Source organism: Mycolicibacterium cosmeticum (assembly GCF_000613185.1).
GTDB classification, from domain to species: domain Bacteria; phylum Actinomycetota; class Actinomycetes; order Mycobacteriales; family Mycobacteriaceae; genus Mycobacterium; species Mycobacterium cosmeticum.
Genome location: NZ_CCBB010000001.1, coordinates 2,957,336 through 2,979,861 on the forward strand (window position 1 = coordinate 2,957,336; position 22,526 = coordinate 2,979,861).

General features: G+C 63.5%; 20 protein-coding genes and 1 pseudogene. 12 read left to right on the forward strand and 9 right to left on the reverse strand.

Annotated features, from left to right (window positions below):
- The first annotated feature begins 20 nt into the window (after positions 1–20).
- Positions 21–2,540, forward strand: a complete 2,520-nt coding sequence (locus tag BN977_RS14295; protein ID WP_051561370.1) for a heavy metal translocating P-type ATPase — start codon at positions 21–23, stop codon at positions 2,538–2,540.
- A complete protein-coding gene (locus tag BN977_RS14300) occupies positions 2,537–3,076 on the forward strand; it encodes an adenylate/guanylate cyclase domain-containing protein (RefSeq protein ID WP_036399135.1) in 540 nt (179 codons plus the stop codon). Before BN977_RS14295 ends, BN977_RS14300 begins: the two co-directional genes overlap by 4 nt.
- Positions 3,077–3,086: 10 nt before the next feature.
- On the opposite strand, the gene BN977_RS14305 is transcribed toward BN977_RS14300, so the two are convergent.
- The 3 genes from BN977_RS14305 to ctaE all read right to left on the reverse strand — a co-directional run bounded on the left by BN977_RS14305 (position 3,087) and on the right by ctaE (position 5,618).
- Positions 3,087–3,962, reverse strand: coding sequence for a L,D-transpeptidase (locus BN977_RS14305; protein WP_234709555.1), 876 nt, complete (start codon positions 3,960–3,962; stop codon positions 3,087–3,089).
- A gap of 9 nt (positions 3,963–3,971) precedes the next feature.
- Positions 3,972–4,625, reverse strand: a complete 654-nt coding sequence (locus BN977_RS14310; protein ID WP_036397970.1) for a DsbA family protein — start codon at positions 4,623–4,625, stop codon at positions 3,972–3,974.
- 399 nt (positions 4,626–5,024) lie between these two features.
- The gene (gene ctaE, locus BN977_RS14320; protein ID WP_036397972.1) at positions 5,025–5,618 is read right to left on the reverse strand and encodes an aa3-type cytochrome oxidase subunit III; all 594 of its coding nucleotides are present in this window, start codon (positions 5,616–5,618) and stop codon (positions 5,025–5,027) included.
- A 198-nt stretch (positions 5,619–5,816) separates the two neighbouring features.
- Between ctaE and ripC (BN977_RS14325) the strand changes: the two genes are divergently transcribed.
- Both ripC (BN977_RS14325) and BN977_RS14330 read left to right on the forward strand, forming a co-directional pair.
- A complete protein-coding gene (gene ripC / locus BN977_RS14325; RefSeq protein ID WP_051561552.1) occupies positions 5,817–6,890 on the forward strand; it encodes a peptidoglycan hydrolase RipC in 1,074 nt (357 codons plus the stop codon).
- Entirely contained in the window at positions 6,890–7,261 is a 372-nt protein-coding gene (locus BN977_RS14330; RefSeq protein WP_036397974.1) for a BlaI/MecI/CopY family transcriptional regulator, read from the forward strand. The genes ripC (BN977_RS14325) and BN977_RS14330 overlap by 1 nt, the downstream gene beginning before the upstream one ends.
- A 3-nt stretch (positions 7,262–7,264) precedes the next feature.
- Here BN977_RS14330 and BN977_RS14335 read toward each other — a convergent pair whose 3' ends face one another.
- A complete protein-coding gene (locus tag BN977_RS14335; RefSeq protein WP_083631791.1) occupies positions 7,265–8,485 on the reverse strand; it encodes a L,D-transpeptidase in 1,221 nt (406 codons plus the stop codon).
- Positions 8,486–8,606: 121 nt separating this feature from the next.
- Here BN977_RS14335 and BN977_RS14340 point away from each other — a divergent pair, with 121 nt between their 5' ends.
- From BN977_RS14340 to ripC (BN977_RS14355), 5 genes and pseudogenes are all read left to right on the forward strand, one after another.
- Positions 8,607–9,296 (forward strand): DsbA family protein, encoded by a 690-nt coding sequence (locus tag BN977_RS14340; protein ID WP_036397975.1) that lies wholly within the window; start codon positions 8,607–8,609, stop codon positions 9,294–9,296.
- On the forward strand, positions 9,293–9,622 hold the full coding sequence (locus BN977_RS31910; RefSeq protein ID WP_073678203.1) for a DUF3703 domain-containing protein: 330 nt from the start codon (positions 9,293–9,295) through the stop codon (positions 9,620–9,622). Before BN977_RS14340 ends, BN977_RS31910 begins: the two co-directional genes overlap by 4 nt.
- A 141-nt stretch (positions 9,623–9,763) precedes the next feature.
- A complete protein-coding gene (locus tag BN977_RS14345; RefSeq protein ID WP_372451021.1) occupies positions 9,764–10,537 on the forward strand; it encodes a serine hydrolase in 774 nt (257 codons plus the stop codon).
- A gap of 406 nt (positions 10,538–10,943) precedes the next feature.
- Positions 10,944–12,446, forward strand: a complete 1,503-nt coding sequence (locus BN977_RS14350; protein WP_051561556.1) for a fused MFS/spermidine synthase — start codon at positions 10,944–10,946, stop codon at positions 12,444–12,446.
- 870 nt (positions 12,447–13,316) lie between these two features.
- Positions 13,317–14,371, forward strand: a pseudogene (gene ripC / locus BN977_RS14355) (peptidoglycan hydrolase RipC).
- A gap of 20 nt (positions 14,372–14,391) precedes the next feature.
- On the opposite strand, the gene BN977_RS14360 reads toward ripC (BN977_RS14355), so the two are convergent.
- Positions 14,392–15,189 (reverse strand): alpha/beta fold hydrolase, encoded by a 798-nt coding sequence (locus BN977_RS14360; RefSeq protein ID WP_036397977.1) that lies wholly within the window; start codon positions 15,187–15,189, stop codon positions 14,392–14,394.
- A 63-nt stretch (positions 15,190–15,252) separates the two neighbouring features.
- Positions 15,253–16,098 carry a F510_1955 family glycosylhydrolase gene (locus BN977_RS14365; RefSeq protein WP_036397978.1) on the reverse strand — a complete coding sequence of 282 codons (846 nt, stop codon included), beginning with the start codon at positions 16,096–16,098 and terminating at the stop codon, positions 15,253–15,255.
- A gap of 250 nt (positions 16,099–16,348) precedes the next feature.
- Between BN977_RS14365 and BN977_RS14370 the strand changes: the two genes are divergently transcribed.
- Positions 16,349–17,038 carry a DUF305 domain-containing protein gene (locus tag BN977_RS14370; RefSeq protein ID WP_036397979.1) on the forward strand — a complete coding sequence of 230 codons (690 nt, stop codon included), beginning with the start codon at positions 16,349–16,351 and terminating at the stop codon, positions 17,036–17,038.
- Between the two features lie 19 nt (positions 17,039–17,057).
- On the opposite strand, the gene BN977_RS14375 is transcribed toward BN977_RS14370, so the two are convergent.
- From BN977_RS14375 to ripA, 3 genes are all read right to left on the reverse strand, one after another.
- On the reverse strand, positions 17,058–18,242 hold the full coding sequence (locus BN977_RS14375) for a HAMP domain-containing sensor histidine kinase (RefSeq protein ID WP_036397980.1): 1,185 nt from the start codon (positions 18,240–18,242) through the stop codon (positions 17,058–17,060).
- Entirely contained in the window at positions 18,239–18,994 is a 756-nt protein-coding gene (locus BN977_RS14380; RefSeq protein WP_036397981.1) for a response regulator, read from the reverse strand. Before BN977_RS14380 ends, BN977_RS14375 begins: the two co-directional genes overlap by 4 nt.
- Positions 18,995–19,364: 370 nt before the next feature.
- Positions 19,365–20,774, reverse strand: a complete 1,410-nt coding sequence (gene ripA, locus BN977_RS14385; RefSeq protein WP_036399141.1) for an NlpC/P60 family peptidoglycan endopeptidase RipA — start codon at positions 20,772–20,774, stop codon at positions 19,365–19,367.
- Between the two features lie 383 nt (positions 20,775–21,157).
- Here ripA and BN977_RS14390 point away from each other — a divergent pair, with 383 nt between their 5' ends.
- On the forward strand, positions 21,158–21,523 hold the full coding sequence (locus BN977_RS14390; protein WP_036399143.1) for a BlaI/MecI/CopY family transcriptional regulator: 366 nt from the start codon (positions 21,158–21,160) through the stop codon (positions 21,521–21,523).
- Entirely contained in the window at positions 21,520–22,440 is a 921-nt protein-coding gene (locus BN977_RS14395) for a M56 family metallopeptidase (protein ID WP_036397982.1), read from the forward strand. Before BN977_RS14390 ends, BN977_RS14395 begins: the two co-directional genes overlap by 4 nt.
- Positions 22,441–22,526: the final 86 nt, after the last annotated feature.

Sequence of the window (22,526 nt, forward strand, 5' to 3'; positions counted from 1 at the left end):
ATATGCGTATAGTTGCATGCATGAGGGACGGCGAGTGCGGCGCAAGCGGACACAGCACGCCCCCGGCAGCGAGGTCACTGGCCCTGGCCTTGGCGGATCTGCTCCCCGATGGCGATCAGCGCTGCGCGGAGCGACTGACGTACGACCTTGCAGCACAATCGATCATCGAGCAGGCCCACGTGATCGCGGGGGATGGCCGGGCACCGCAACTATGTGTCCACTACGACGCCACCAGGGTCGGCGAGGGCGATGTCGCACGTCGGGCGCAGCGTGCCGCGGCCACCATCACAACCCGATACGGTCACCTCCGCTGGTCACTTGACGTGACGATCCCCGCCAAAGCAACACGCGCAGCGATCGCCCAGTTGCGTGCCGCGCCGGGTGTCGTGGCCGCCGAGTCCACCTCGACTGCCATCGTGGTGGAGTTCGAACGCGCACGCGTCACTGCCCAGGAACTGGTCGACCTGGTCAGCGAGCAAGTTCGATCCGCTACCGAGTCCGGAACCGACCAGCAGGGCAGCGAACACGCCGGCGATGGTCACGCCCACGAGGGCCATCAGCACGGCCACGGCGGAATTTTCGGCGAACGCAGTGAACTCGTCTTTGCGGCACTGTCCGGGGTGCTGCTCATCGCGGGCTGGGCCCTGGCGAGCTTTGCCGACACGCCACGACCTGTCGAGCTGGGTGTATACGCACTGTCCTTGTTCTTCGGCGCTTACTACACCGTGCAAGAGGCGTACGCGAGTGTGCGCTACGGCAAGTTCGAGATCGACTTTTTGATGCTGGTCTCAGCGACCGGAGCCGCTGCACTCGGCGAGGTCGCCGAGGGTGCGCTGCTGCTGTTTCTGTTCAGCGTCGGCCATGCCCTTGAGGGCTATGCGATGGGCCGGGCCCGCAGGTCGATCGAGGCCCTGGCCGAGCTCGCACCCAAGACAGCTCTGGTACGACGCGGGGGCACCGGCGATACTGTCGAGATCCCCGTCGCTGCCCTCAGCGTCGGCGATATCGTCGTCGTTCGCCCCAATATGCGCGTGGCCGCCGACGGTTTTGTGGTCGCCGGATCCAGCAGCATCGATCAGGCCCCGGTGACCGGCGAAAGCGTACCGGTCGACAAGAGTCCGGTCGCTGACATCGCGGCGGCCGCCGCGGCACCGGAACTCGTCGACGCCTCGGCACGCGTCTTCGCCGGCACGATCAACGGTGTCGGCGCCATCGAGATCCAGGTGACACGACTGGCCGCAGACTCGACGTTGGCGCGAGTGGTGCGCCTGGTCGCCGAGGCGCAGACCAAAACGACCTCCGCCCAACGGTTCGCCGACCGCTTCCAACGTCTTTTCGTCCCGACCATCCTGGCCGGGGTTGTGCTGCTGCTGTTCGCTGGACTGGTCATCGATGAACCGTTCACCGCAACGGTGTATCGCGCACTGGCCGTACTGGTCGCGGCCAGCCCATGCGCGCTGGCCATCGCCACACCGAGTGCAGTGCTCTCCGCAGTGGCCCGCGCCGCGCGGGCCGGCATCTTGGTCAAAGGTGGTGCCGCGCTGGAGGAACTGGGCCGCGTGCAGGTCTTGGCCTTTGATAAAACCGGCACCCTCACCCAGGGAAAGCCACAGATCACCGATGTCATCGCCACCTCGGGCACCGACGACACCGAACTGCTCGCCGTCGCCGTCGCTGTCGAGGAGCAAAGTGACCACCCGCTGGCACGCGCCATCGTCCGGGACGGCCGTGCCCGACTGTCCGAAGTGCAGCTGCCCCAGCCTGCGAATGTCCGGGCGTTGACGGGCCGAGGTGTCGCCGCGACCGTCAACGGGCGCGAGGTCCGCATCGGCAAGCGCAGCTTGTTCGAGGCTGCCGGACAGCAGATTCCGAGTCAATTGTCCGCCGATGTCGACTTCCTCGAACAGTCGGGTCGAACGACCATGCTGGTGGCTGCCGGTGATCGCTGGCTCGGGGTGATCGGGCTGATGGATGTGCCGCGCGTGGAAGCGGCCGCGGTCCTCAAGCGCCTTAAGCATATCGGCGTGGAAGAGACCGTCATGCTTTCCGGGGACAACCAGCGCGTCGCTGACGCTGTGGCCGCGCAGGTGGGCGTGGCGGCCGCTCGCGGTGACCTGATGCCAGAAGACAAGGTGGCCGAGGTCGCCTCACTGCGGGTGCACCGTGGCCGGGTCGGCATGGTCGGTGACGGGGTCAACGATGCGCCCGCGATGGCCCGCGCGAACATCGGTATCGCAATGGGTGCTGCCGGCTCCGATGTGGCATTGGAGACTGCCGATATCGCGCTCATGGCTGACGACCTGACAGCGCTGCCTTTTGCGGTAGACCTCAGTCGCCGATCCTCGCGGATCATCAAACAAAATCTGTGGGCGAGCCTGGGGATCGTCGCCGTGCTGATCCCGGCGACTGTCCTCGGGTTGGGTATCGGCCCGGCGGTGTTGATCCACGAAGGTTCCACACTGATCGTGGTGTTCAACGCACTGCGTCTGCTGGCGATGCCGATGCAGGCGCTGCCTACCGATGATGTGGCAGCTCGATGACCGACGCCGATATGGTATGTACTGCCGTTGAATTCGACCATCAGGATGTGCGGTCGGTAGTGGTGTTCGCGGATATGGCCGGCTTCACGACCTACACCGAGGCCCACGGTGACCACCGCGCCGCGCAACTGGCAGGTGCCTTCGCCGATATCGCCGCGAGCGTGCTCGGACCCGGCGATGAGATCGTCAAGACGATCGGTGACGCCGTCATGGTTACCTGCGCCACCACCGCAGCTGCGGTTGACTTTCTGGGTCGTCTCCGCCGTGAAACATCACGGATCTCCGGTTTTCCCCTGCTACGTGCCGGCATGAGCGAGGGGCCATTGGTGAAACAGCGCGGGGACGTGTTCGGAGCCACCGTCAACACCGCGGCCAGGCTGGTGGGGGTTGCCGGGCCGGGCCAGGTTATTGCTGATTACGCCGCCGTGTCAGCCGCTGAGCCCATCGGTTCCCTCAGGACGGCACCCCTGGGATCGCTGAGGCTGCACAATATCAATCTGCCCGTGCAGGCCTACCTCGTCGAGATCGAATCGTGACAAACAGCTTTCAGATCTGCCAATCGTGAGCGCCGTCGTTCTCGTCATAGATTCCGATCGAGTTCTTCACGACCACAGGATCCCCGCTACCGAAAGTGTCGAAGAACCACTGAGCGTCGGCAGGACTGAGATTCGGGCAACCGTGGCTGACATTGCGGACGCCCTGATCGTCCACCGACCAGGGCGCGCCGTGGACGAAGATCCCGGCGTTGTTGATCCGTACAGCGTCTTGCACTCTGATTCGGTATCCCTCGGCCGAGTCGATCGGCACCCCGTAGGTCGACGAATCCATCACCATGTCAGCGAACTTCTCCAGCACATAGTAAGTGCCATTCGGGGTTTCGTAGCCGGGCTTTCCCAGGGACACGGGAATTGTCTTGACCAGTTCACCGTTGCGGACCACTTCCATCTGCTTGGTGGCGTCATCGATGGTGGCGACCAATGAATCCCCGGTGCGAAAACTCGACTTTGTCCCGCTGGCATCAATGTTGACAGTCGTGCCCGCGGGCCAAAAGTCCAGCGGTCGCCAGCGTAGTTGGGTATCGCTCATCCAGTAGAACTTGCCGGGCACAGCCGGCTCGGAGGAGATTCGCACGGCCTGCTCGGCCAGGGGCCGATCCGCTATCGGGCGTTGAAAGTTGATGATGATGGGCTTGGCGACACCCACCATCGCACCATCGACCGGATTGAAAGTTGGTGGCGCAAAGACAGGCTTGCCGACGTAGGGTTCGGGATTCTGCCCCGCTGGAACAGTCGAGGACATTCCCGGCGCAGCAGGATCGGCTGGGTCAGCCACTGCGGTCACCGCGCCAAGTTGCACAGTGAACGTTGACGCTACGACGAGCACCGCGACTAATGCGTTGCCGGTCGCGCCGACTGATTTCATTCGCATCGGTCAGTTCTGCAGAGCTCGGTCGACGGCGGCCTTCATGTCGTCATACGTTCTGAAATCGAGCTTTTCACCGTCGAGAAAGATCGTGGGAGTGCCCTGTACTCCGAGTGCCGTGCCGTCGGCGACGTCGACGTTGATGCGATCGAGTGTCGCGGGATCACTATACGCGGCGTCGAACGCCGGCATATCCAGACCGAGCTCGGTGGCGAAGCCGCGGAACGTGGCATCGGCCGGGGCTTGCTGCTCGCCCCACTGGCTCTGTGTTTCGAACATCTTCTTGTACATTGGTTCGAACTTGCCCTGACCGGCGGCGGCCTCGACTGCTCGGGCAGCCCGTTCGGCGTTGAAGTGGGATTGGATGGGAAAGTAACGGACGACGAAGTTCACTCGATCGCCGTACTCGGAGCGCAGTTGCTCCACCAGTGGAAACGCGGCCCGGCACGCTTCGCACTCGAAGTCCAGGAATTCGACGAAGGTGACGTCACTGCCGTCGACGGTGTTGAGGCGGTGGCTGTCGGCGCGGACCAGCTGACCAGCGTCGGTGACCTGAGCCTGTATCGGTGAGGCCGCATCGCGGACCGACAGATACACCCCGCCACCGATGAGGGCGGTGATTACTACGAAGAGGGTCACGAGAAGTCGTGTGAGCGGGGCCAACGGTGTACATCCTTCGTGGTGGGTTGGTCATCGCCGTATTGGATGGCGTTCGCTGCGGCTGTGGCACCGACTATATACGGAGCAACTCAGTAGATATCGGTGCGCGTCCGCTTCACCGGCCCGGCGGCGGCTCACCGCGTGACAGGTGTGTCCGCGGTGGTCGGCCTGCGCGCAGCATGATCACCGCGATCGCGATCAGGCCGATGACCGCGACGGACAGAATCCAGAACGCGGGATTTGAACCCGTTGACGACTGATCGGTGTGTCCATCGTCGTAGGTGTGTGTGGCCGGACTCGATACAGTCGGTGATGGCGTCGAGGACGTCAACCCATAGGCGGGCGCTGCCACGGTGCATCCGGCGATCCACAGGATGGCCGCGATGATAGCCACACGAGCCGTCATCGCACGAAGTAGATGACGGCGAACAGAGCGATCCAAACGATGTCCACAAAATGCCAGTAGTAGGACACCACGATCGCAGCGGTTGCCTGGGCTGGGGTGAACTTGCTCATCCGGGTGCGCGCCAACAACATCAGGAATGCCACCAGGCCGCCGATGACATGGAGCCCGTGGAATCCGGTGGCAATATAGAACACCGATCCGTAGGCGCTACTGGCGATGGTGGTGCCCTCGGCGACGAGTTTGATGTATTCATAGCCTTGGCCCAGGACGAAAAACAGGCCCATGGCGAAAGTGATGAGATACCAGCGTCGCAATCCGAAAACGTCACCGCGTTCGGCGGCGAACACGCCCATCTGGCAGGTGAGCGAGGAGGCGACCAGAACAAGAGTCACCGGCACCGCCAGTGCCAGATTCAGTTCGGTGGGTGGGGGCGGCCATACATCGGCCTGCGCCCTGGCGGTGAAGTACATCGCGAACAAGCCGGCGAAGAACATCAACTCGCTTGATAGCCACACTATCGTCCCGACGGCGACCATGTTGGGCCGGTTCAGGGAGTGAACTTTCGCCGTGATGGCGGTTCCGCTGGTCATAGTTCCTCGCGACAGGTTTAACAGTAGTACTACGTATTAGATACGTACTATTGCACAACGTAGGCGTTGCGCCAACGGCGCCGGCGGTCAGTGCTGTTGGCGATCGGGATGGTGGGCGTGGACATTCGGCGCGAGGGATCGTAATCTCTCCGTGACCTACGTAGTGACTACGTACTATGTGGATTCGAAGGAGAAGTGATGCCCCGCAGACGCATACGTGCAGTATCTCGCAGTCGCTGGGGCAGTTCCTGTGCACTAGCGCTCGTGATATCGATTCTCTTCTCCGGTGCCGCCACGGTGCATGCTGACCCTGCTGCCGACGCCCTGGCGCGCATGAACGAGCTCTCGCGTGAGGCTGAACGCCTGACCGAACAGATGTACGCCGCCGAGATCGACGTGGAATCCAAGGTGGCCGCGCAACGAGCAGCAGATGAGCGGCACCGCATCGACCTTGACGCCGCGGCGTCCGCCGACGCGGTGCTGACGGGTTACCAGGTCGCAGTCGATGAAGCCGCCGCCGCGTCGTATATGACGGGATCGGCCAGTACCCTCAGCACGTTTCTTGTCGCTACGTCACCGCAACGAATGATCGATGACCTGTCGCTCAGAACGCTCATGGCCGACCAGATGTCAGAACGGATGACAGCTTATCGCGCAGCGATCACGACGGCACGGGCCGCTGCGGTCACATCGCAGCAATCCGCGGAGCAGGCGCGCACCGCTGCGGCTGCAGCCGCAGCGGTGCGCGCTGACCTGCAGGCCAAGCAGGGTCGCGTCAAAGACCAGATCGCCGTGGTCGAGACACAGTACCGCGCACTCACGCCGCAACAGCAGGCCGTACTGGCAGATCCCGGCCCGACGCCACCGGCAGCTCCCGATCCAGCGATTCTGGCGCTGGCAGACACCGGGACAGATACGCAAATCCGTACGGGAGCAAGCAATGTAGTGCAGGCTGCATTGAGTCGCATCGGGTCGCCCTACTCCTGGGGTGCCAGTGGCCCCGCGGCCTTCGACTGCTCAGGGCTAATCAAATGGGCATTCCTTCAGGGAGGCAAGTCGCTGCCGCGATCCAGTCAGGCCCTGGCGGCCGGAGGCGAGCCCGTCTCGGTCGAGTCGCTGCAGCCCGGCGATATCGTGACTTTCTATCCGGACGCGTCACACGCAGGAATCTACATCGGCCAAGGGAACATGGTGCACGCATCCACCTACGGCACACCGGTCACAGTCGCTCCGATATCGTCTGCCCCGATCTACAACGCACGGCGCTATTGATGATCGTGCATCCACATCTCGGCGCCCTGGAAACCGCGGTCATGGACCGGGTCTGGGAGGCACCTGCCGGTGTCACCGTCCGTGAGGTGCTCGACGAGCTCACCCCATCACGCCAGATTGCCTATACGACAGTGCTTTCCACACTCGATAACCTGCACCGCAAAGGCTGGGTGCGACGGGAACGTGAGTGCAAGGCTTTTCGCTACTGGGCGACCATGACCCGCGAACAACGTTCGGCCACCGTGATGCGCACAGCCCTGGAGTCCGGTGGTAATCCGGACGTGGTATTGGCCTACCTTGTCGAACGGATGAGCGCCAAGGAGGCCGAGCACATGCTGCTGGAGGCGTTGCGGCTTTTCGACTGTCGATAGTGTCTAGGTAACGGCATTGCCGGCCTTCCACTGTTCCCAAGGAATATTCCAGTCGCCCAGGCCGTCTGTGCCTGACAATGTCGCACCGACAGTGTTGATGACCTCCACGATGTCACCGCGTTTGGTGTTGTCGTAAAACCACTTTGCGTTCTCGGTACTGGCATTGAGGCAACCGTGGCTGACATTCGTGTTGCCCTGGCTGCCCACGGACCATGGTGCGGCGTGCACGAATATGCCGCTATACGACATCCGGGTGGCGTAGTTGACTTCGGTCCGGTAACCGTCGGGAGAGTTTACGGCCACACCGTAAGTCGAGGAATCCATGACCATGAAGTAGTTCCGTTCGGCCACGATGTAGGTGCCGTTGTCCGTAGGGGTGGCGTCTTTGCCCATCGAGATCGGCATCGTCTTGACCACGTCACCGTTGACGCGAACCGTCAGGATCTTGGTGTTGTCATCGGCGGTGGCAATCACCTGATCACCGATGGTGAAGGTGGAGCTGACATCCTGTTGGCCGAAAAGCCCGCCCCCCAGATCCACCCCGTAGGTCTTGACCTGAACCTCCACCCTGGTACCAGACTGCCAGTATTCGGCCGGGCGCCAACGGACTTCACGATCGTTGAGCCAGTAGAACGCGCCCTCCACCTCGGGGGTCGTCTTCACCGAAATGGCTCGTTGGGCGGCTACGCGGTCGGGGATATTCTCATCGAACTGGATGGCCACAGGCTGACCGACCCCGACGATCGCCTCATCGGCCGGCGTCACGTAGGGCATCGTCTGATTCTGCGGTGAGTGCGTCTCAAACGCTGCCCGGGTACTGATTGTGCCACCCAAACCGAGTGCCTCGGCCTGCAAGGTGTACTGCCGGTTGTATCCGAGGGGTTCGGCAGTCTCCCAGCGGGTGCCATCAGCGCTCAGTGTGCCCTGGACCTGGCGGCCCTGCTCATTGACCATGCTGACCGCACCCAGGACGCCGGCCTCGGCACGCACCGTGACCGGCGACTCAACCGACACGCCAATTGCGCCGTCGGTCACCGAGGTCTGGAGTTCAGGGACGAGCAGGTCGGCGTACGGTGTGCCCTTGTCCAAGGACTGCGGTTCGGCGGCTGCACCCGAGCTTCCGCACCCGCTGAGCCCCACCACAAGCACCGACAACGTCACGATGGCCGTCAACGCCACGCCGAGGTCACGCCGTGGACCTGCCGCCGCGTCCACTTGCCTCATCAACGTCACCCCATCACTTGCCCGACTGCTTCTAGGCTACATTCTACGTAGCGGATACGTAGGTTCAGAACACCGCGCTTCGCGGAAGCGCCGCCACCACACCGCCACGCTGGGAGGGTACGTGCTCAAGACGCCGATCGGCCGACTGGCCATCACCGCGCTGGCGGTCACCGTCATTGTCACGGTGGCGGTGTTTCTGCTGGTGACGTGGGACAGCGACACGTCGACCGTGGTCGACGAGGGAGTTCCGAGCGACACCGCATCCGCCGCCGTTGTGCGCGACAACAGCCACCGGCTCAACACCGCCCCCGACGCGCCCGTGACAGTTGTGGAGTTCCTGGACTTCGAATGCGAGGGCTGCCGCGCGGCCTACCCAATGGTCGAGGAACTGCGCCAGCGGTACGGCGACCGGGTGGAATTCGTGCTGCGCTACTTCCCGCTGCCGGGACACTTCAACGGCGAGCGCGCAGCCCGCGCCGTGGAAGCGGCAGCACAACAGGGCAGCCTGGAACCCATGTACCGCAAAATGTTCGACACCCAGGAACAGTGGGGCGAGCAGCGAACCCCCGCTGATGAGGTCTTCCGCGGTTTCGCCGAGGAACTGGGGCTGGATATGGCCGTCTTCGACACCGCCTACGCCGACCCTGCGACCGCCGATCGGGTACGCCTCGACATCGACGACGGAGAGGCCCTCGGCGTGATGGGTACACCGACGTTCTTTGTCAACGGCATGCAGATCCCACTGCAGACCCGCAGCGATTTAAGCGACGCGATCGACAACGCGCTGCAGAACACTGCACCGACCTCATGAGCCGGCTGTCGACGACCGCCCGCGCGCTCTACCACCGCGAGATGACTGCCGCGCGACATGCCGACACCGCGGCGCAACGGTGGTCACACCTAGAGAGAGCGCACATCGTCTCGCAACCAGATCCCTGGCTGCACACCTGCAACCACGCAGCGATGCTGGCACTCGCCGTACGCACACACGACCGCCGAGAAGCCGTCGGTCAGGTGATACGACTGATCGTCGCAGCACCAGGCTCCCTCAGTGGCCGATACCCGCCAGGCAACACCGGCCGAACATCGGCCGGCCTGATGACACCGATGCCCATTCCAGAGGATCTGGTGCCATGAGGGCATGATCCGACACGGTTGCTGCTGTCCACTGTGGGCGGGATGCCGTGTTAAAACTATCTACGTATATACATCGTAGATGTGACGGAGGCGGGATTGAACACCAAGCAGGTGCTATCACTGCTGGTCGTCTCCCTCGTGGTGACTCTGGTATCCCCACCAAATGCTGCGGCGTCCTGTGCCGCCGGCACCGGGCAGTGTGACATCCGCGAACGTCTGGCCGACGCGGAACGATATCTGCAGACCCGGCCGGGTACGGTCGGATTCGTTCTACGTGATCGCGCCACCGGCGGCGTATACCGCAACGCAAACGCCGCGACACCCATCTGGACCGCCTCAACCATCAAACTTGCGATGGTCGCCGATCTGCTGACAAGGGAACAAGCTGGGTCGCTGCGGCTGACCGCGACCGATCGGCAACAGATGGCCGCGATGCTGCGTAGTTCTGACAACGCCGCTGCCGATGCGTTGTGGTCGCGCTACGGGGGACCGTCAGATGTTTTCAACACAAACTTCGTCCGCCTCGGAATGGCGAACGTACGGCCACAGCCCGGATTCGGTGACGTTTACCCGTACTGGGGATTCCAGAAGGGGACAGCCGACGACTTCGACGCCCTGATCAATTACGTGTTAACCCGCCTGACGCCGACGAACACCGCAGCAGTAGTCGCCGAAATGCGACGCGTAGACAACTCGCAACAATGGGGGGTCTGGGGAGCCGGGGCGGCGATGACACCGGGGAACAAAAACGGCTGGTCGCAAGAGCAGGGCGGCTGGGTAGTCAACTCAGTGGGCTTCGCCGGACCGCAACAGCGATACACCTTAGCGATCATGAACGGTCTCAACAGCGAAGGTGACTACGACGACGGAGTCCAGACCACGACCGACCTCGCTCGAATCCTACTAGGGCCGTGAGGCGAAGGCCCCACGACGCCCACCGAACGCTCTTGCGGAGCCACTATGTGTCGGCCTTCTCGATATGTTCCCCGTACTTCGCCGATGAGTTCAGCGACCAGGACACCTGGCGATCGGGAACGAACTACCCATCGTCCAAATGATCACCTTCGAAGTCATTGCGTGACAGAGATTAGCGCCATGGCAACGTAAAAGTACTCGCCGAGCACCCACCGCCCATTGTAGTTAATTGCTGCTGACATAGCCCAGCATTCGAGCGCCTCGAACGCCAGGGCCTCCTTGGATCCTCGCCCTTGGGATCGAGTCGTGGACCCTATCGTCATCCACTCGCCAGGTGCTTGTACTGCGGCACTCTCACCCAAGCCGCCGTAAAGCACCGGCGCACCCTGAAAGGGAGGTTGTGATCATGACCGGACAACGACCCGTCATGGGCGCGGTCGCCGCGTGGGCGCTGGTTTTCGGTTCATCGGCAGCTGTCCTCATCATCGAGATCACGGCGCTGAGACTGCTTGCCCCCTACCTGGGCCTGACCCTGGAAACCAGCACCTTAGTGATTGGAATAGCCCTTGCCGCAATCGCTTTTGGCTCCTGGGGCGGCGGTCGACTTGCTGATCGTGTCGATCCTCGGCGTGTCCTCGGACAGACTCTAGGAGGATCAGGGGTAGTCGTGGCGTTCACTCCAGTAGCGGTGAGAGCGGCCGGGGAATGGGCACCTGCAGCACTGATGCTGGTCGCATCCATGACGATCTTGCTTCCGGGCGCGCTGCTGTCCGCTGTGACACCGATGGTCACCAAATTGCGCCTGACCAGACTTGACCACACTGGGGCCGTGGTCGGCTCGCTGTCAGGGGTGGCCAGCGTGGGTGCCATCGCCGGCACGGTGCTGACCGGCTTTGTCTTGTTATCTCGTGTGCCAGTCAGCGCCATTCTCGTCGGGCTCGGGATGCTACTGGTGGTGGCGGGCGTCTTGTGCGAATGGCGCATACACACCTGGACTGCCTGCAACACCGCCGGACTCACAGTGGCGGTGCTCATCGGCGGGTTCACGGCTTACGTAGCCCCTGGTGCTTGTGATGTCGAGACGAAGTACCATTGCGTGGGTATCGCCGCTGACCCGCAACGCGCGACGGGACGTGCGCTGATACTGGACGGGCTACGGCACTCCTATGTCGATGTCGAGAATCCGAAGGTGTTGCAGTTCGCCTATGTTCGCTCCATTGCGGCAGGCGTGGATGCAGCCTTTCCCGGTAGCGAACCGCTGCAGGCCTACCATCTAGGTGGGGGCGGACTCACCTATCCCCGCTACTTGGCGGCGACACGCCCCGGAACGCAAAGTCTGATCTCGGAAATCGACGGCGGCGTCGTACAAATCGATCGCGACGAACTGGGACTGTCTTCCGAACTGGGGATCGAGGTTCGCATTGAGGACGGCAGGCTCGGCCTGCGCCGACTGCCCACCGGGAGCATGGATCTGATAGTCGGTGACGCCTTTGGTGGCGTCAGTGTCCCTTGGCATCTGACAACAGTGCAGACGATGAGAGACGTGCAGAGGGTCTTGAACCGGACCGGCGTTTACATCGCTAACCTCATTGATCACGGCGGACTGGCGTTTGTCCGGGCGGAAGTCGCGACGCTGTTGACCGTTTTCGACAATGTCGTGCTGCTTGCCGAGTCGCGCGACCTCAAAGGTGTTCCGACTCTTGAACCCGACGGCGGAAACTTCGTCGTTCTTGCCTCCGACCGTCCAATCGACGGCACTGCGGTGCAGAACGGACTCGACATCAGATCCACTGCATGGACCAGTATGTCCGACTCCGATCTAAACACCTGGGTAGGTGAGGCCAAACAGCTCACCGACGACTACGCGCCGGTCGACCAGCTCCTGGAACCAAACCCTCCGGAACGCTAACGCTGACTGGCGCCAAAGAGATTACAATGCCGCCGTCTACGGCTACCCAGCCATTGAATGACGGCATCAAATAACACCGACCAGCCAACGACCGCGAAGGTAAACGGTGCGGAACCACCGTACAAGTGCCGCCGCACCTTGGACCGCGACCGCCCCGAATGGCCTCTGGGTAACGGATGAGAACGCGCCCTGACGACCAGTTCGTCGAGCTGGGAATGTTTGCGTTGCGCAAGGAAGCGGGTGCCGCACTCATGGCTTCGGAGAACAAACCGACTGAACAGACCACCGCGGTAACGACGCGGCGCTACCAAGATCATCGCGACGGCTCAAAGAGGCCAGACGACAGATGATCTCAAGAAGCAGCAAGGAACCGGATGCTGTCACGTGACGATTTGATGCGCGTGTTGCTTGATGGCCGATCACGGACCCGGAATGCAGGCAATGCAGTTCGGCGACGGTGGACATGAAAGTGAGAATTTCGGGGGTGGGCATCGCATGAGAATGTTGCCGCCAGCGCAGCTTAAAGAAGCGCAATTGGACATCAAGCTCAAGTTTTATGTCCTTTTCTCAAGTAAAATGTCCAGACGATGTCCAATTGGACATGAAAGTGAGAAATCCGACTGGAAGGGTGATGATCCGCCATCGCGGGAAGCGTCGGCACGAGTACGCCCACATACATCTTCGGTTGCGCCGACTGTCAACAGCTAAGCGCGGCGTCAAGTGGCGCGAGAGCATTCAACAACCCGGTGGACAGCAGCCCCCCGACCTCGTAACCTAACCGTGACCTACGTATCTGCTACGTACTTTCCGACTTCACCGAAGGTTTCCGCTGTTGTGACTTTGCCTGTGCTTAAGGCCCAATCGCGCGGGATGGGTAAACGGCTCGCCTTCATCGTGGCGGCTATCGGTGTTCTTGCTGCGCTTCTGGCGACCGACGTGAGCGCGGATCCGGCGGCTGATGCGCTTGCCGAAATGACCGAATTGTCGCGTCTGGCTGAACAGACCACAGAGCAGATTCACCCGCCCAAATCGACCTCGACGAGAAGCTCGCCGCCCAGCAGGTCGCGGAGAGAAAGCCAGCCTCTGATCGCGTGACCGTCGATGCGGCGTCGGCCGATCTGGCGACGTATCAGGCTGCAGTCGACAAGTTGGCCGCCTCTGCTTACATGGGTGGCCGTACCGACACCTTGGCGGCGGCATTGACAGCGACGTCTCCACAGGACCTCATTGATCAGCTGGCGATCCAGAAGACGGTTGCCTCGGAGCTGACTGTGCAGATGGCCGCTTTCCGATCGGCGAGTGCGCGCGCCGCCGCAGCAGCAGATCAGTCTGCGAAGTCAATAGCACAAGCACGGATCGCGTCCGACGAGGCCGCGGTGGTGCGAACGGACCTTGATGCCAAGCAGCGTCGAATGCAGGAGCAGATTGCAGCCGTGCAGGCTCGCTACGAGGCTCTGACACCTGACCAGCGGGCCATCTTGGCCGATCCGGGGCCGCCGCCCCCACCGTTGCCGCCGTCCTCGCCGGCGAACGATCTAAACATTACGGCCATGCCGGGCCCGGCCGGAGGCGGATCCCTTGGCAGCGGAACTGCGGTCGTGCAAGCTGCCCTGACACGGGTGGGATCACCGTATTCGTGGGGCGCCACCGGCCCGGATGCGTTCGATTGCTCAGGGCTGATCAAGTGGGCGTTCCTGCAGAACGGGAAGTCGTTGCCCCGGTCCAGTCAAGCGCTCGCGCAGGGCGGGCAGCCGGTGGCTGTTTCCGATATGCAGCCCGGTGACATCGTGACCTTTTACGGCGATGTTTCTCATGCGGGGATTTACATCGGTGACGGGATGATGGTTCATGCGTCCACGTTCGGAACGCCGGTGAAGGTCGCGCCGATCTCCTCGGCACCAATTCACAACGTCCGGAGGTACTAGACCAACACCGCGGCGCTGCGTCAATCGGAGAAGAAGCGGCTGGTGATTTCGGTCCACTCGCGGATCTCGTCGATGGTGTGAGCGACGTGCAGCGTCGAGTCGGGGATCAGCTCAGCGAGGCGCTCGGCGGTGGAGATGGGATGCAAGGGGTCGGTGTCCCAGGCCAGCACCAACGTGGGCTGGCGGATCGAGGTAAGCCGATCGGGGTCGGGAAGATCGGAGGAGTCGACCCCGCGCAGCGCGGCGGAGACCACATCATCGTCGACACCGGGTTGAAACTTGCCTTGCGGGTAGTCGGCAAAGATCGGCAGTGGGGGAGCGTCGGCCCATTGCTGTCGCCACGCGGTTGGTCCAATGGAGTCGATGAGGTCAGCGGTGTCGAAGTACCACTGGCGCAGTTGATGGGGGCCAGTTTCCCAGGCGACGGGAGGGATCACCAACGCCAGCCGCCTGAAGCGGCGAGGAGCGTTGAGGGCGGCGTGCAGTGCCGCACCGGCTCCGAGCGAGGATCCGGCGAAATCGATGGGTTCATCGAGGCCGGCCGCGTCCAGGACGCGCAGCAGATCGTTGGCTGCCTGCTCGAAGCGATAGTCCTCAGGTTTTGGGCGGCCCCGTGATGCGCCGTGTCCGCGTTGGTCGTAGGTAATCAGGCGGCGGCGGTCAGCGATTGCGTCGATGTCGAAGATGCCCAGGCCGCGCACGATCTGCCGGCTCATGAGCACGCCGTGCCCATAGCCGACTAGCACCGTGTTGGGTGGGCCGCTGAGCTGGTAGGCGATGGTGGCGCCGTCGGTGATGAGATGGTGGTCATCCGGCATTACGGCTCCTCGTATGGGTGAAGGCGCGGTGTTGCTGCGGTGGGGTGCGTCCGTTGCCGGCCGTTACTCGACAGCGGTGAGGACGTTCACCGTGGCACCGTCGTCGGTGGAGGTGTAGATGGCGGTATCTGTGGCGATGAAGACCTGGCCGTCGCCAGCGGCGAGAAGGGCCTGAGGTTTGGCGTTGAGGGTGTGTCGTGGCTGCCAGGTCTGCCCGTTGTCGGTGCTGGTGTAGACGGTTCCTTCGGGGCCGACTCCGACCAGGGGACCGCGCTGGGGCCAGCTGACGAGTACCAGTGCCGGTGCATCGGTGACCGCGGCGAAGGTCATTGCGCCGTCAGTGCTTCGGAGGAGCCCTTGGGGTGTGGTCGCGAGGATCTCATCGGCGTCCGCGGGTGATACTGCGAGGTCGGAGGCAGGGATTTCTGCACGCCGCTGCCAGGACTTCTGATCGAGGCTGACCATCACCGTGCCCGACTGGCTGTCGTGGCCGTATACCCGTCCGTGGCGGTACTCGAGGGCGTGAAAGTCGGCGCTGCCGTGCAGCGACAGAGATTCCCAGGTTTGACCGGCGTCGCTGCTCTTGATCAGGCCCAAGTGTGGCGGTTGTTGACGATCAGCCGGATCCGGGTGGCCGCTGGCCAGGAATTCGTCGGGCCCGGCGATGGTGAAGCCCATGAAGTCCTGGACGAGATCGCCGACTCGTTGTGGCGCCTGATCGGTCTCTGCCGTGTAGAGGCCGTAATGAGTTGCCACATAGAGGGTTTCATCGGACGGGTTGATGCCAAGGCCGTGGATATGCACCATGCCCGGCACAATCGCGGGCGGCGCACTGTCGGGGGCATTCGACGAGCACGCCGCGGCCAGGGCTCCGGTCAGAATTGCGGCGATGAGTCTACGGAGCTGCACATTGACACCTTCCGGTCACGGACGATCTACGTAGTGCAATAGTAGATGGGTCGCATGGGGCGACGGCGCGTTGCCGGTCGACGCCAGGGGCGGCGCTGCGGGTTCCGGCGGGTCGGTAAGGCGTCTTCATCAAATCTTCATCGGAAAGCGAGCCGACCCATACGCGGATTCGTGAGCCTGGAACGAGGTGGCGAGAGCGCTTGCCGCGTGGACGCATGGCGTCACGAAGATCTGTGAGAAAGGATGTGCGATGCAGCACAAGCGATTTGGAGTTGGGGTGGCGGCGTTGGCGGTGTCAGCCCTGTTCATCGGTGCCTGTTCGAATGCGGCAACTGACTCTCAGTCATCGACCAGCAGCACCTCGGCGGCTGCATCGGCATCGCCGAGTGCTGCGAGCAGCGACGCCACCCACAACGACGCTGATGTGACGTTCGCCCAAGGCATGATTCCTCATCATCAGCAGGCGATCGAGATGAGCGACATGCTTCTCGGTAAGCAAGGCATCGATCCCGAGGTCATCTCACTGGCGAACGACATCAAGAACGCACAAGGCCCTGAGATCGAGACGATGCAGGGCTGGCTTCAGGAGTGGGGAGCGTCGTCCTCGCCTGCACCTGCGCCGACCAGCACCGCAATGCCTGGCCACAACATGCCGGGCCACCAGATGCCTAGCGGCGACATGGGCGACATGCCTGGTATGGGCGGCGGCGGCCACGGCATGATGTCGGAAGCCGACATGGCTGCGCTGCAGAACGCGCAGGGCGCGGACGCGAGCCGACTTTTCTTGACGCAGATGATCGCCCATCACAAGGGTGCGATCATGATGGCGCAGGAGGAGATTGAAATTGGCCAGTTCCCGGCGGCGGTGGAGATGGCGCGCGCCATCGTGTCCTCTCAGCAAGAGGAGATCGACACGATGCAGGGGATGCTGGACAAGTAACAAGTCAGCGGCGCGACGGTCAGGTCCGCGCTGAGGCCCCCGCAACAGGGAACCCTTCGGCGCGTACCTGAGCGACGGGTAAGTCGACGGTGAATGTTGCGCCGGCGCCACGTCCAGCGCTCGCTACGGAGATGGATCCGCCGTGGGCCTCGACCAGCGCTTTGGCGATGGCGAGCCCTAAACCTGCGCCGCCGTGTTCGCGGTCGCGGGCGGCGTCGGCCCGATAGAACCGCTCGAACAGCCGGGGGAGGTGCTCGGTCGCAATTCCTTCACCGGTGTCGGCGACGGCGATCCTCAACCGGTCGCCGTCGCGGACACAGCTGACGTCGACCGAGCCGCCGGACGGCGTGTGCCGCAGCGCATTGTCCAGCAGATTTCCCAGGACTTGGGAGAGTCGCTGCTCGTCGGCCCACAACGGCGGCAGTGTTGTCTGTAGGCGCACGCGTAGCGCAACCCCTTTGCTGTCGTAGCGTTCCTGCGCCGCGGCGACGGATCGGCGCGTCAAGCGGTCGACGTCAATAGTGGCGTAGGACATGGAAACCGAGCTTTCCTCGGCCTTGGCCAGCGCCGCGACATCATCGGAGAACCGCACCAGCCGGCGGGTCTGGTCGCGCAGCATGGCCGCCGTTTGCGGTGTCAAAGTACGTACCCCGTCTTCGAGGGCTTCGATGTAGGCCTCCAGCACCGAGACTGGTGTGCGGATCTCGTGCGCTAGGTCTCCGAATAGTCGCTGTCGTGTCGAATCAACCGCTTGGAGCCGGGAGGCCATCTGATTGAAGGCGGTCGAGAGCGCGTCGAAATCGTCGCCGAGGCGCGGCGATGACACACGAATCTCGTAATTTCCTTGAGCGACATCGGTGGCGGCGGAGGCGACCTCGGTGATGGACCGTTGGAGCCGTCGACTGACGTAGAAGCTGACGGCGAGCGCGGCTAACGCCGACACCGCCAGGGCGCCCCCGATGGACATGACGGTGGCGTAGCCGTAGGCCTCCTCGGCATGCACTTCCTCCGGCGAGTCCATCGGCACGCCTGCGAGGTGAAGGTGCTCACGAAACAGGGGTGGGCCAACGACGGCGGCCACCACTGCGGTCGTCGCAGCCCCCGCGACCAACACGATGGCTTGGGCTGCCAGCAGCCGCAGGCCGATACCAGGGCGACCCCAGCGTCGACGTCGGCCAGGTGTGGGCGCAGGCGAGGGAGTCACTGTCCGGTTCCCATCCGGTATCCGACTCCCCGCACGGTGGAGATGTAGCGCGGAGAGGCTGCATCGTCGCCCAGTTTGCGCCGCAGATGGCCGATGTGGACGTCGACGAGATGCTCGTTGCCGACCCAGGGTCCGTCGCGCACGATTTCCAGTAGTTGTCGCCGGCTGAGCACATTTCCTGGCCGGCCGGAGAGAGCGTCGAGAATGTCGAACTCTGTGCGGGTCAACAAGATTTGTTCGTCGTCGATGCGGACCTCGCGGGCGGCGACGTCGATGCTCAGCGCACCGAAGCGGCGAGGTGGAGCGGCGTCAATGTCGGCGGTTGCGGTGGCTGATTGCAGGACGCGGGGCCGACGCAGCATGGCGCGAATGCGCGCGACGAGTTCGCGTGGGCTGAAGGGTTTGGTGATGTAGTCGTCGGCGCCGACGGTGAGGCCGAGGACTGTGTCGATTTCGGTGTCGCGGGCGGTGAGCATGACGATGTAGGCGTCGGAGAATGTGCGCAGCTGCCTGCAGACTTCCAGTCCGTCGATGCCGGGCAGGCCGATGTCGAGGATGACGACATCGGGATCAAGGTCGCGGGCGACGGCGATCGCGTCGACGCCGTTGGCGGCCACGACTGCCTCGAACTGCTCGCGTTCGAGATAGCTGGCCACCACTTCGGCCAGGGGCAGTTCGTCGTCGACGACCAGGGCGCGGTATCCCTTCGCCGTGTCAGGCGGGGTACCCGGATGGTGCTCCATGGTCATCATGGTGCCTGTTGATGTGGGTGCGGCGGCGCGCGACTGCCTCAGTGGCGGCGATCTTCAGCAGATCTTTATCAGACTCATACCGATTGCGTCCTGGGGGTGGGAGACGCTCACTGTGGAGGTGGGCCTGACATGCGCTGGCTGATGGACGTCTGCCCGGACAGTCTCGGATGGGAAGTGTGGCTGATCCTGTGCGCCGTCGTTGTCGTGCTGTGGGCCGCCGCTATCGCCGGCGCGACGGCCCTGTTTCAGGCTTCAGGGCGGCCGTGCCGCAGCGAGCGGCGTGAGGCACCGGCGGAACGCCTACCAGCAGCCTCTGCGGAAAGGGCTGACCCATCAGAGGTGCGGCGGCGGTAGCGCTCGCCGCGAGGTGTCAATATTCGATCAAGCGCGTGACGTACGGGGTCATGCCGGAGGTGCGTACGGGGGAGATTTTGACCACGGACCCGGTGTAGGGAGCTTCGAGCATCATGCCGTCGCCGAGGTACATGGCTTCGTGCTGGCTTGCGTTGGGGCCGTAGAAGATGAGATCACCGCGCTGCATCTGCGATGACGGTATTTTGCGGCCGGCGTTGTACTGGGATCCGGAGTAGTGGTCGAGCTTGATGCCCACGCCAGCGAAGGCGTACAGCATGAGGCCGGAACAGTCGAAGCCGACGGTGCCGGCTCCTTGGTCGATTCCCCGCGAGGGCCCGTTGGCGTTGCCACCGCCCCACGAATAAGGAACCCCGAGTTGGGACATGGCGCGTCGGATCACGAATTCAGAAGCCTGGCGGCCGTACAGGCGTGGGATGCGTCCGTTGGTGATGCCGGGATCGGCGGCGGCGGTCGCCGGGGAGAGGATGCCCAGTTTGACCAGGAAGTTTCGACCCATGTCGGCGGTGAGTTGCAGCGAGGTCGCCATGATGTTGAGGACGGCGTTGATGATGGCTATCGGGTCACCAACCACGTTGGCGCTGGGCACCATGGGCAGCGTGGTGTCCCATTGGCCGGCGCCCGGGCTGGGTGCCGGTGCCGGGGTGGAGCGGTCCCACTGGCCGCTCGGCGGCATCGTGGTTCCGGGTTGCGCGGCCGTGGGCTGGTTCGTGGTAGCTGCGACCGGCCGCGCAGCAGTGAGTCTGTTTTGGGCGGAGTCGCGTTCGGCGGCCAACCGGGTGAGGTCGGAGTGTTGATCGGCGAATGCGTGTTGCGCGGCAATGAGTTCGGCGACTGCACCGTCTTGTCGTCGTTGCGCGTTGGCTGCTGCTGCGTCGGCGTCCAGGCGGGCCTGCTTGGCGGCTGAGAGTCTGTTGGCGCGTTCGGTCTGGGTTCGGCGAAGATCGTCTTTGACGCTGCTGAAGGCGATGAGATAGGTCTGCTGCGTCGATGCTGCTGAGAGGATGTCTTCGGGGCTAGTTGCCAGCGGCAGTGCGCGGGAGGGACCGTTCATGTAGGTGGAGGCGGCGAACTCATCGAAACGCTGCTGCGTGGCGTCGATGGCGCTCTGGCTGTCGGCGAGTGCTTGTTCGCTGTCGGCGAGTCTGCGGTGCGCCTCGGAGACCGCCTCGCGGGAAGTGGCAAGCTCCACCAGGGCCCGATTGACGCTCTCCTGTTGGTGTTGGATGTCCGCGCCGATGTCGGCGACGTGTTGGTTGGCTTCGGCGACGGCGGCGACAAGTCCTGCGACCGTGTCGTTGTCACCATCAGGTTCGCTTCCGTGCCCGGCCGTGGCGATCCCCGAGGGGTGAAGCACCAGCATTGACGCCAGTGCCCCAGCGGTGAGAAGTGACGTGAAGCGCTGCATCAGTTCTCCTGTGGGGTGGCTGCCGGTGGCCGCGAGTCGGTCTGGCCAGTGCGCCGAGGTGTCGTATCCCACTGCCTTCTAGCGCCATCGATCTACGTAGTTGCTTAGTATGTAGATGGAACGTACATCACTGCAGCATCAGGAGAAACGCCTGTCACAGTCTCAACTCGGTAACACCTGAGCGGGCGTCAGCATGTGCTCTTGGGTCCGATGGGGCCGTGGCCTTGGACTCATCTCGATGGCGGATGCATGAGGGATCGACATCGGTGGCGCCGCCGCGGTGAGGTCCCGGTATCTGAGCCGTTGGCGGCTACATTAGGGAGCTGCAGGTGCCGCGCTGTGAGAATCGGCCACCTCGTCAGAGCGGGCAGGAGATGCGGCGGATGGAACAGCGAGCTTTCGGCGATCTCGAAGCGGTGGTCATGGACTGGGTGTGGGATCACCAGGAGCCGGCCACCGTGCGTGACGTGTTCGAGGATTTGTCTCAGCAGCGACCCATCGCGTACACCACCGTGTTGTCGACCATGGACAACCTGTATCGCAAGCGGTGGCTCAAGCGGCAGCGCAACGGCAAGGCCTATGTGTACCGGGCGGCGATGACTCGTGAGGAGCGCTCAGCGCGTCTAATGAAAGCCGCATTCGACTCCGGTGGCGATACCAACACCGTGCTGGCATTTTTCCTTGAGCAGATGAGCGCAGAGCAATCCGCGCAGCTGAAGGCGGCCCTGCGTAAAGGCCGGCGGTCATGACGACGGCGCTGTGGCTGGTGCTCTACGGCGCCGTACTGGCGTGGCTTGCTCCACCGGTACTGCGGCGCCTCACCGGTGGCGGAGTGAGTCCGTCTATGGGGGTGGCCGCTTGGCTGGCCACGGTTGCCGCCGTGCTTGCGGCGTGGCTGGCGGCAGTGGTGCTGGTGGTCAACGCGGCGTCGAACAGCGTGCTGGACGGCTCGGTCGTGACCCTCTGCCTGGAATTGTTCGGGTTCTCCGATCACACCCCGCTGGCGGGACGCCTCGGGTCCATTGCGCTTATCGGTGGGGGACTGCTGACCTCGGCGGTCGTGGCGCTGCGACTGGGACGCTGCCTGGCCAGACTGCGCACCCGAAGCCATGAGCATGCACAGGCCGCGCGGATCGTCGGTCGGCCCACCGACCATCCTCACGTCGTTGTCGTCGAGGCCGACCTTCCTGCCGCCTACTGCGTCGTCGGGCGCCCCCACGCGATCGTCGTGACCTCGGCGGCCGTGAAATCGTTGAACCGGTCGCAGCTGAAAGCGGTTCTTGCGCACGAGGATGCCCACCTGTCAGGGCATCATCACCACATTCTCATGGTGCTGCGTGCCCTCGCCGCCACCCTTCCTCGCCTTCCTTTGTTCGCCTGCGCGCATCAGGCTGTGGCGGAACTGCTGGAGATGTGTGCCGACGACACCGCCGCTCGTCGCGTCGGGACTCGTCCTTTACTCACCGGGTTGCTTGCGCTGGCCGGTCACCGACCTCCTGTGGCTGAAGGTCTGGCCGCGGCGGCGACAGCGGTCATCACCCGAGCCGAGCGACTGGTCACCCCGACTCGTCGGCACGTGCGGTGGCGTCACCGCGCTCTGCTGGTCGCCGCCATCACCACCATGCTCGCCACGCCGGCATTCATTCAGGTGCTCTGCCACCACTAGGTGCGGGTCGAACCCATCCGATCTGGGGGCGGATCGGTGATGCGCACCTGGACGGACGAGGACCCTTCAGCGGTCAGGCATCTGTC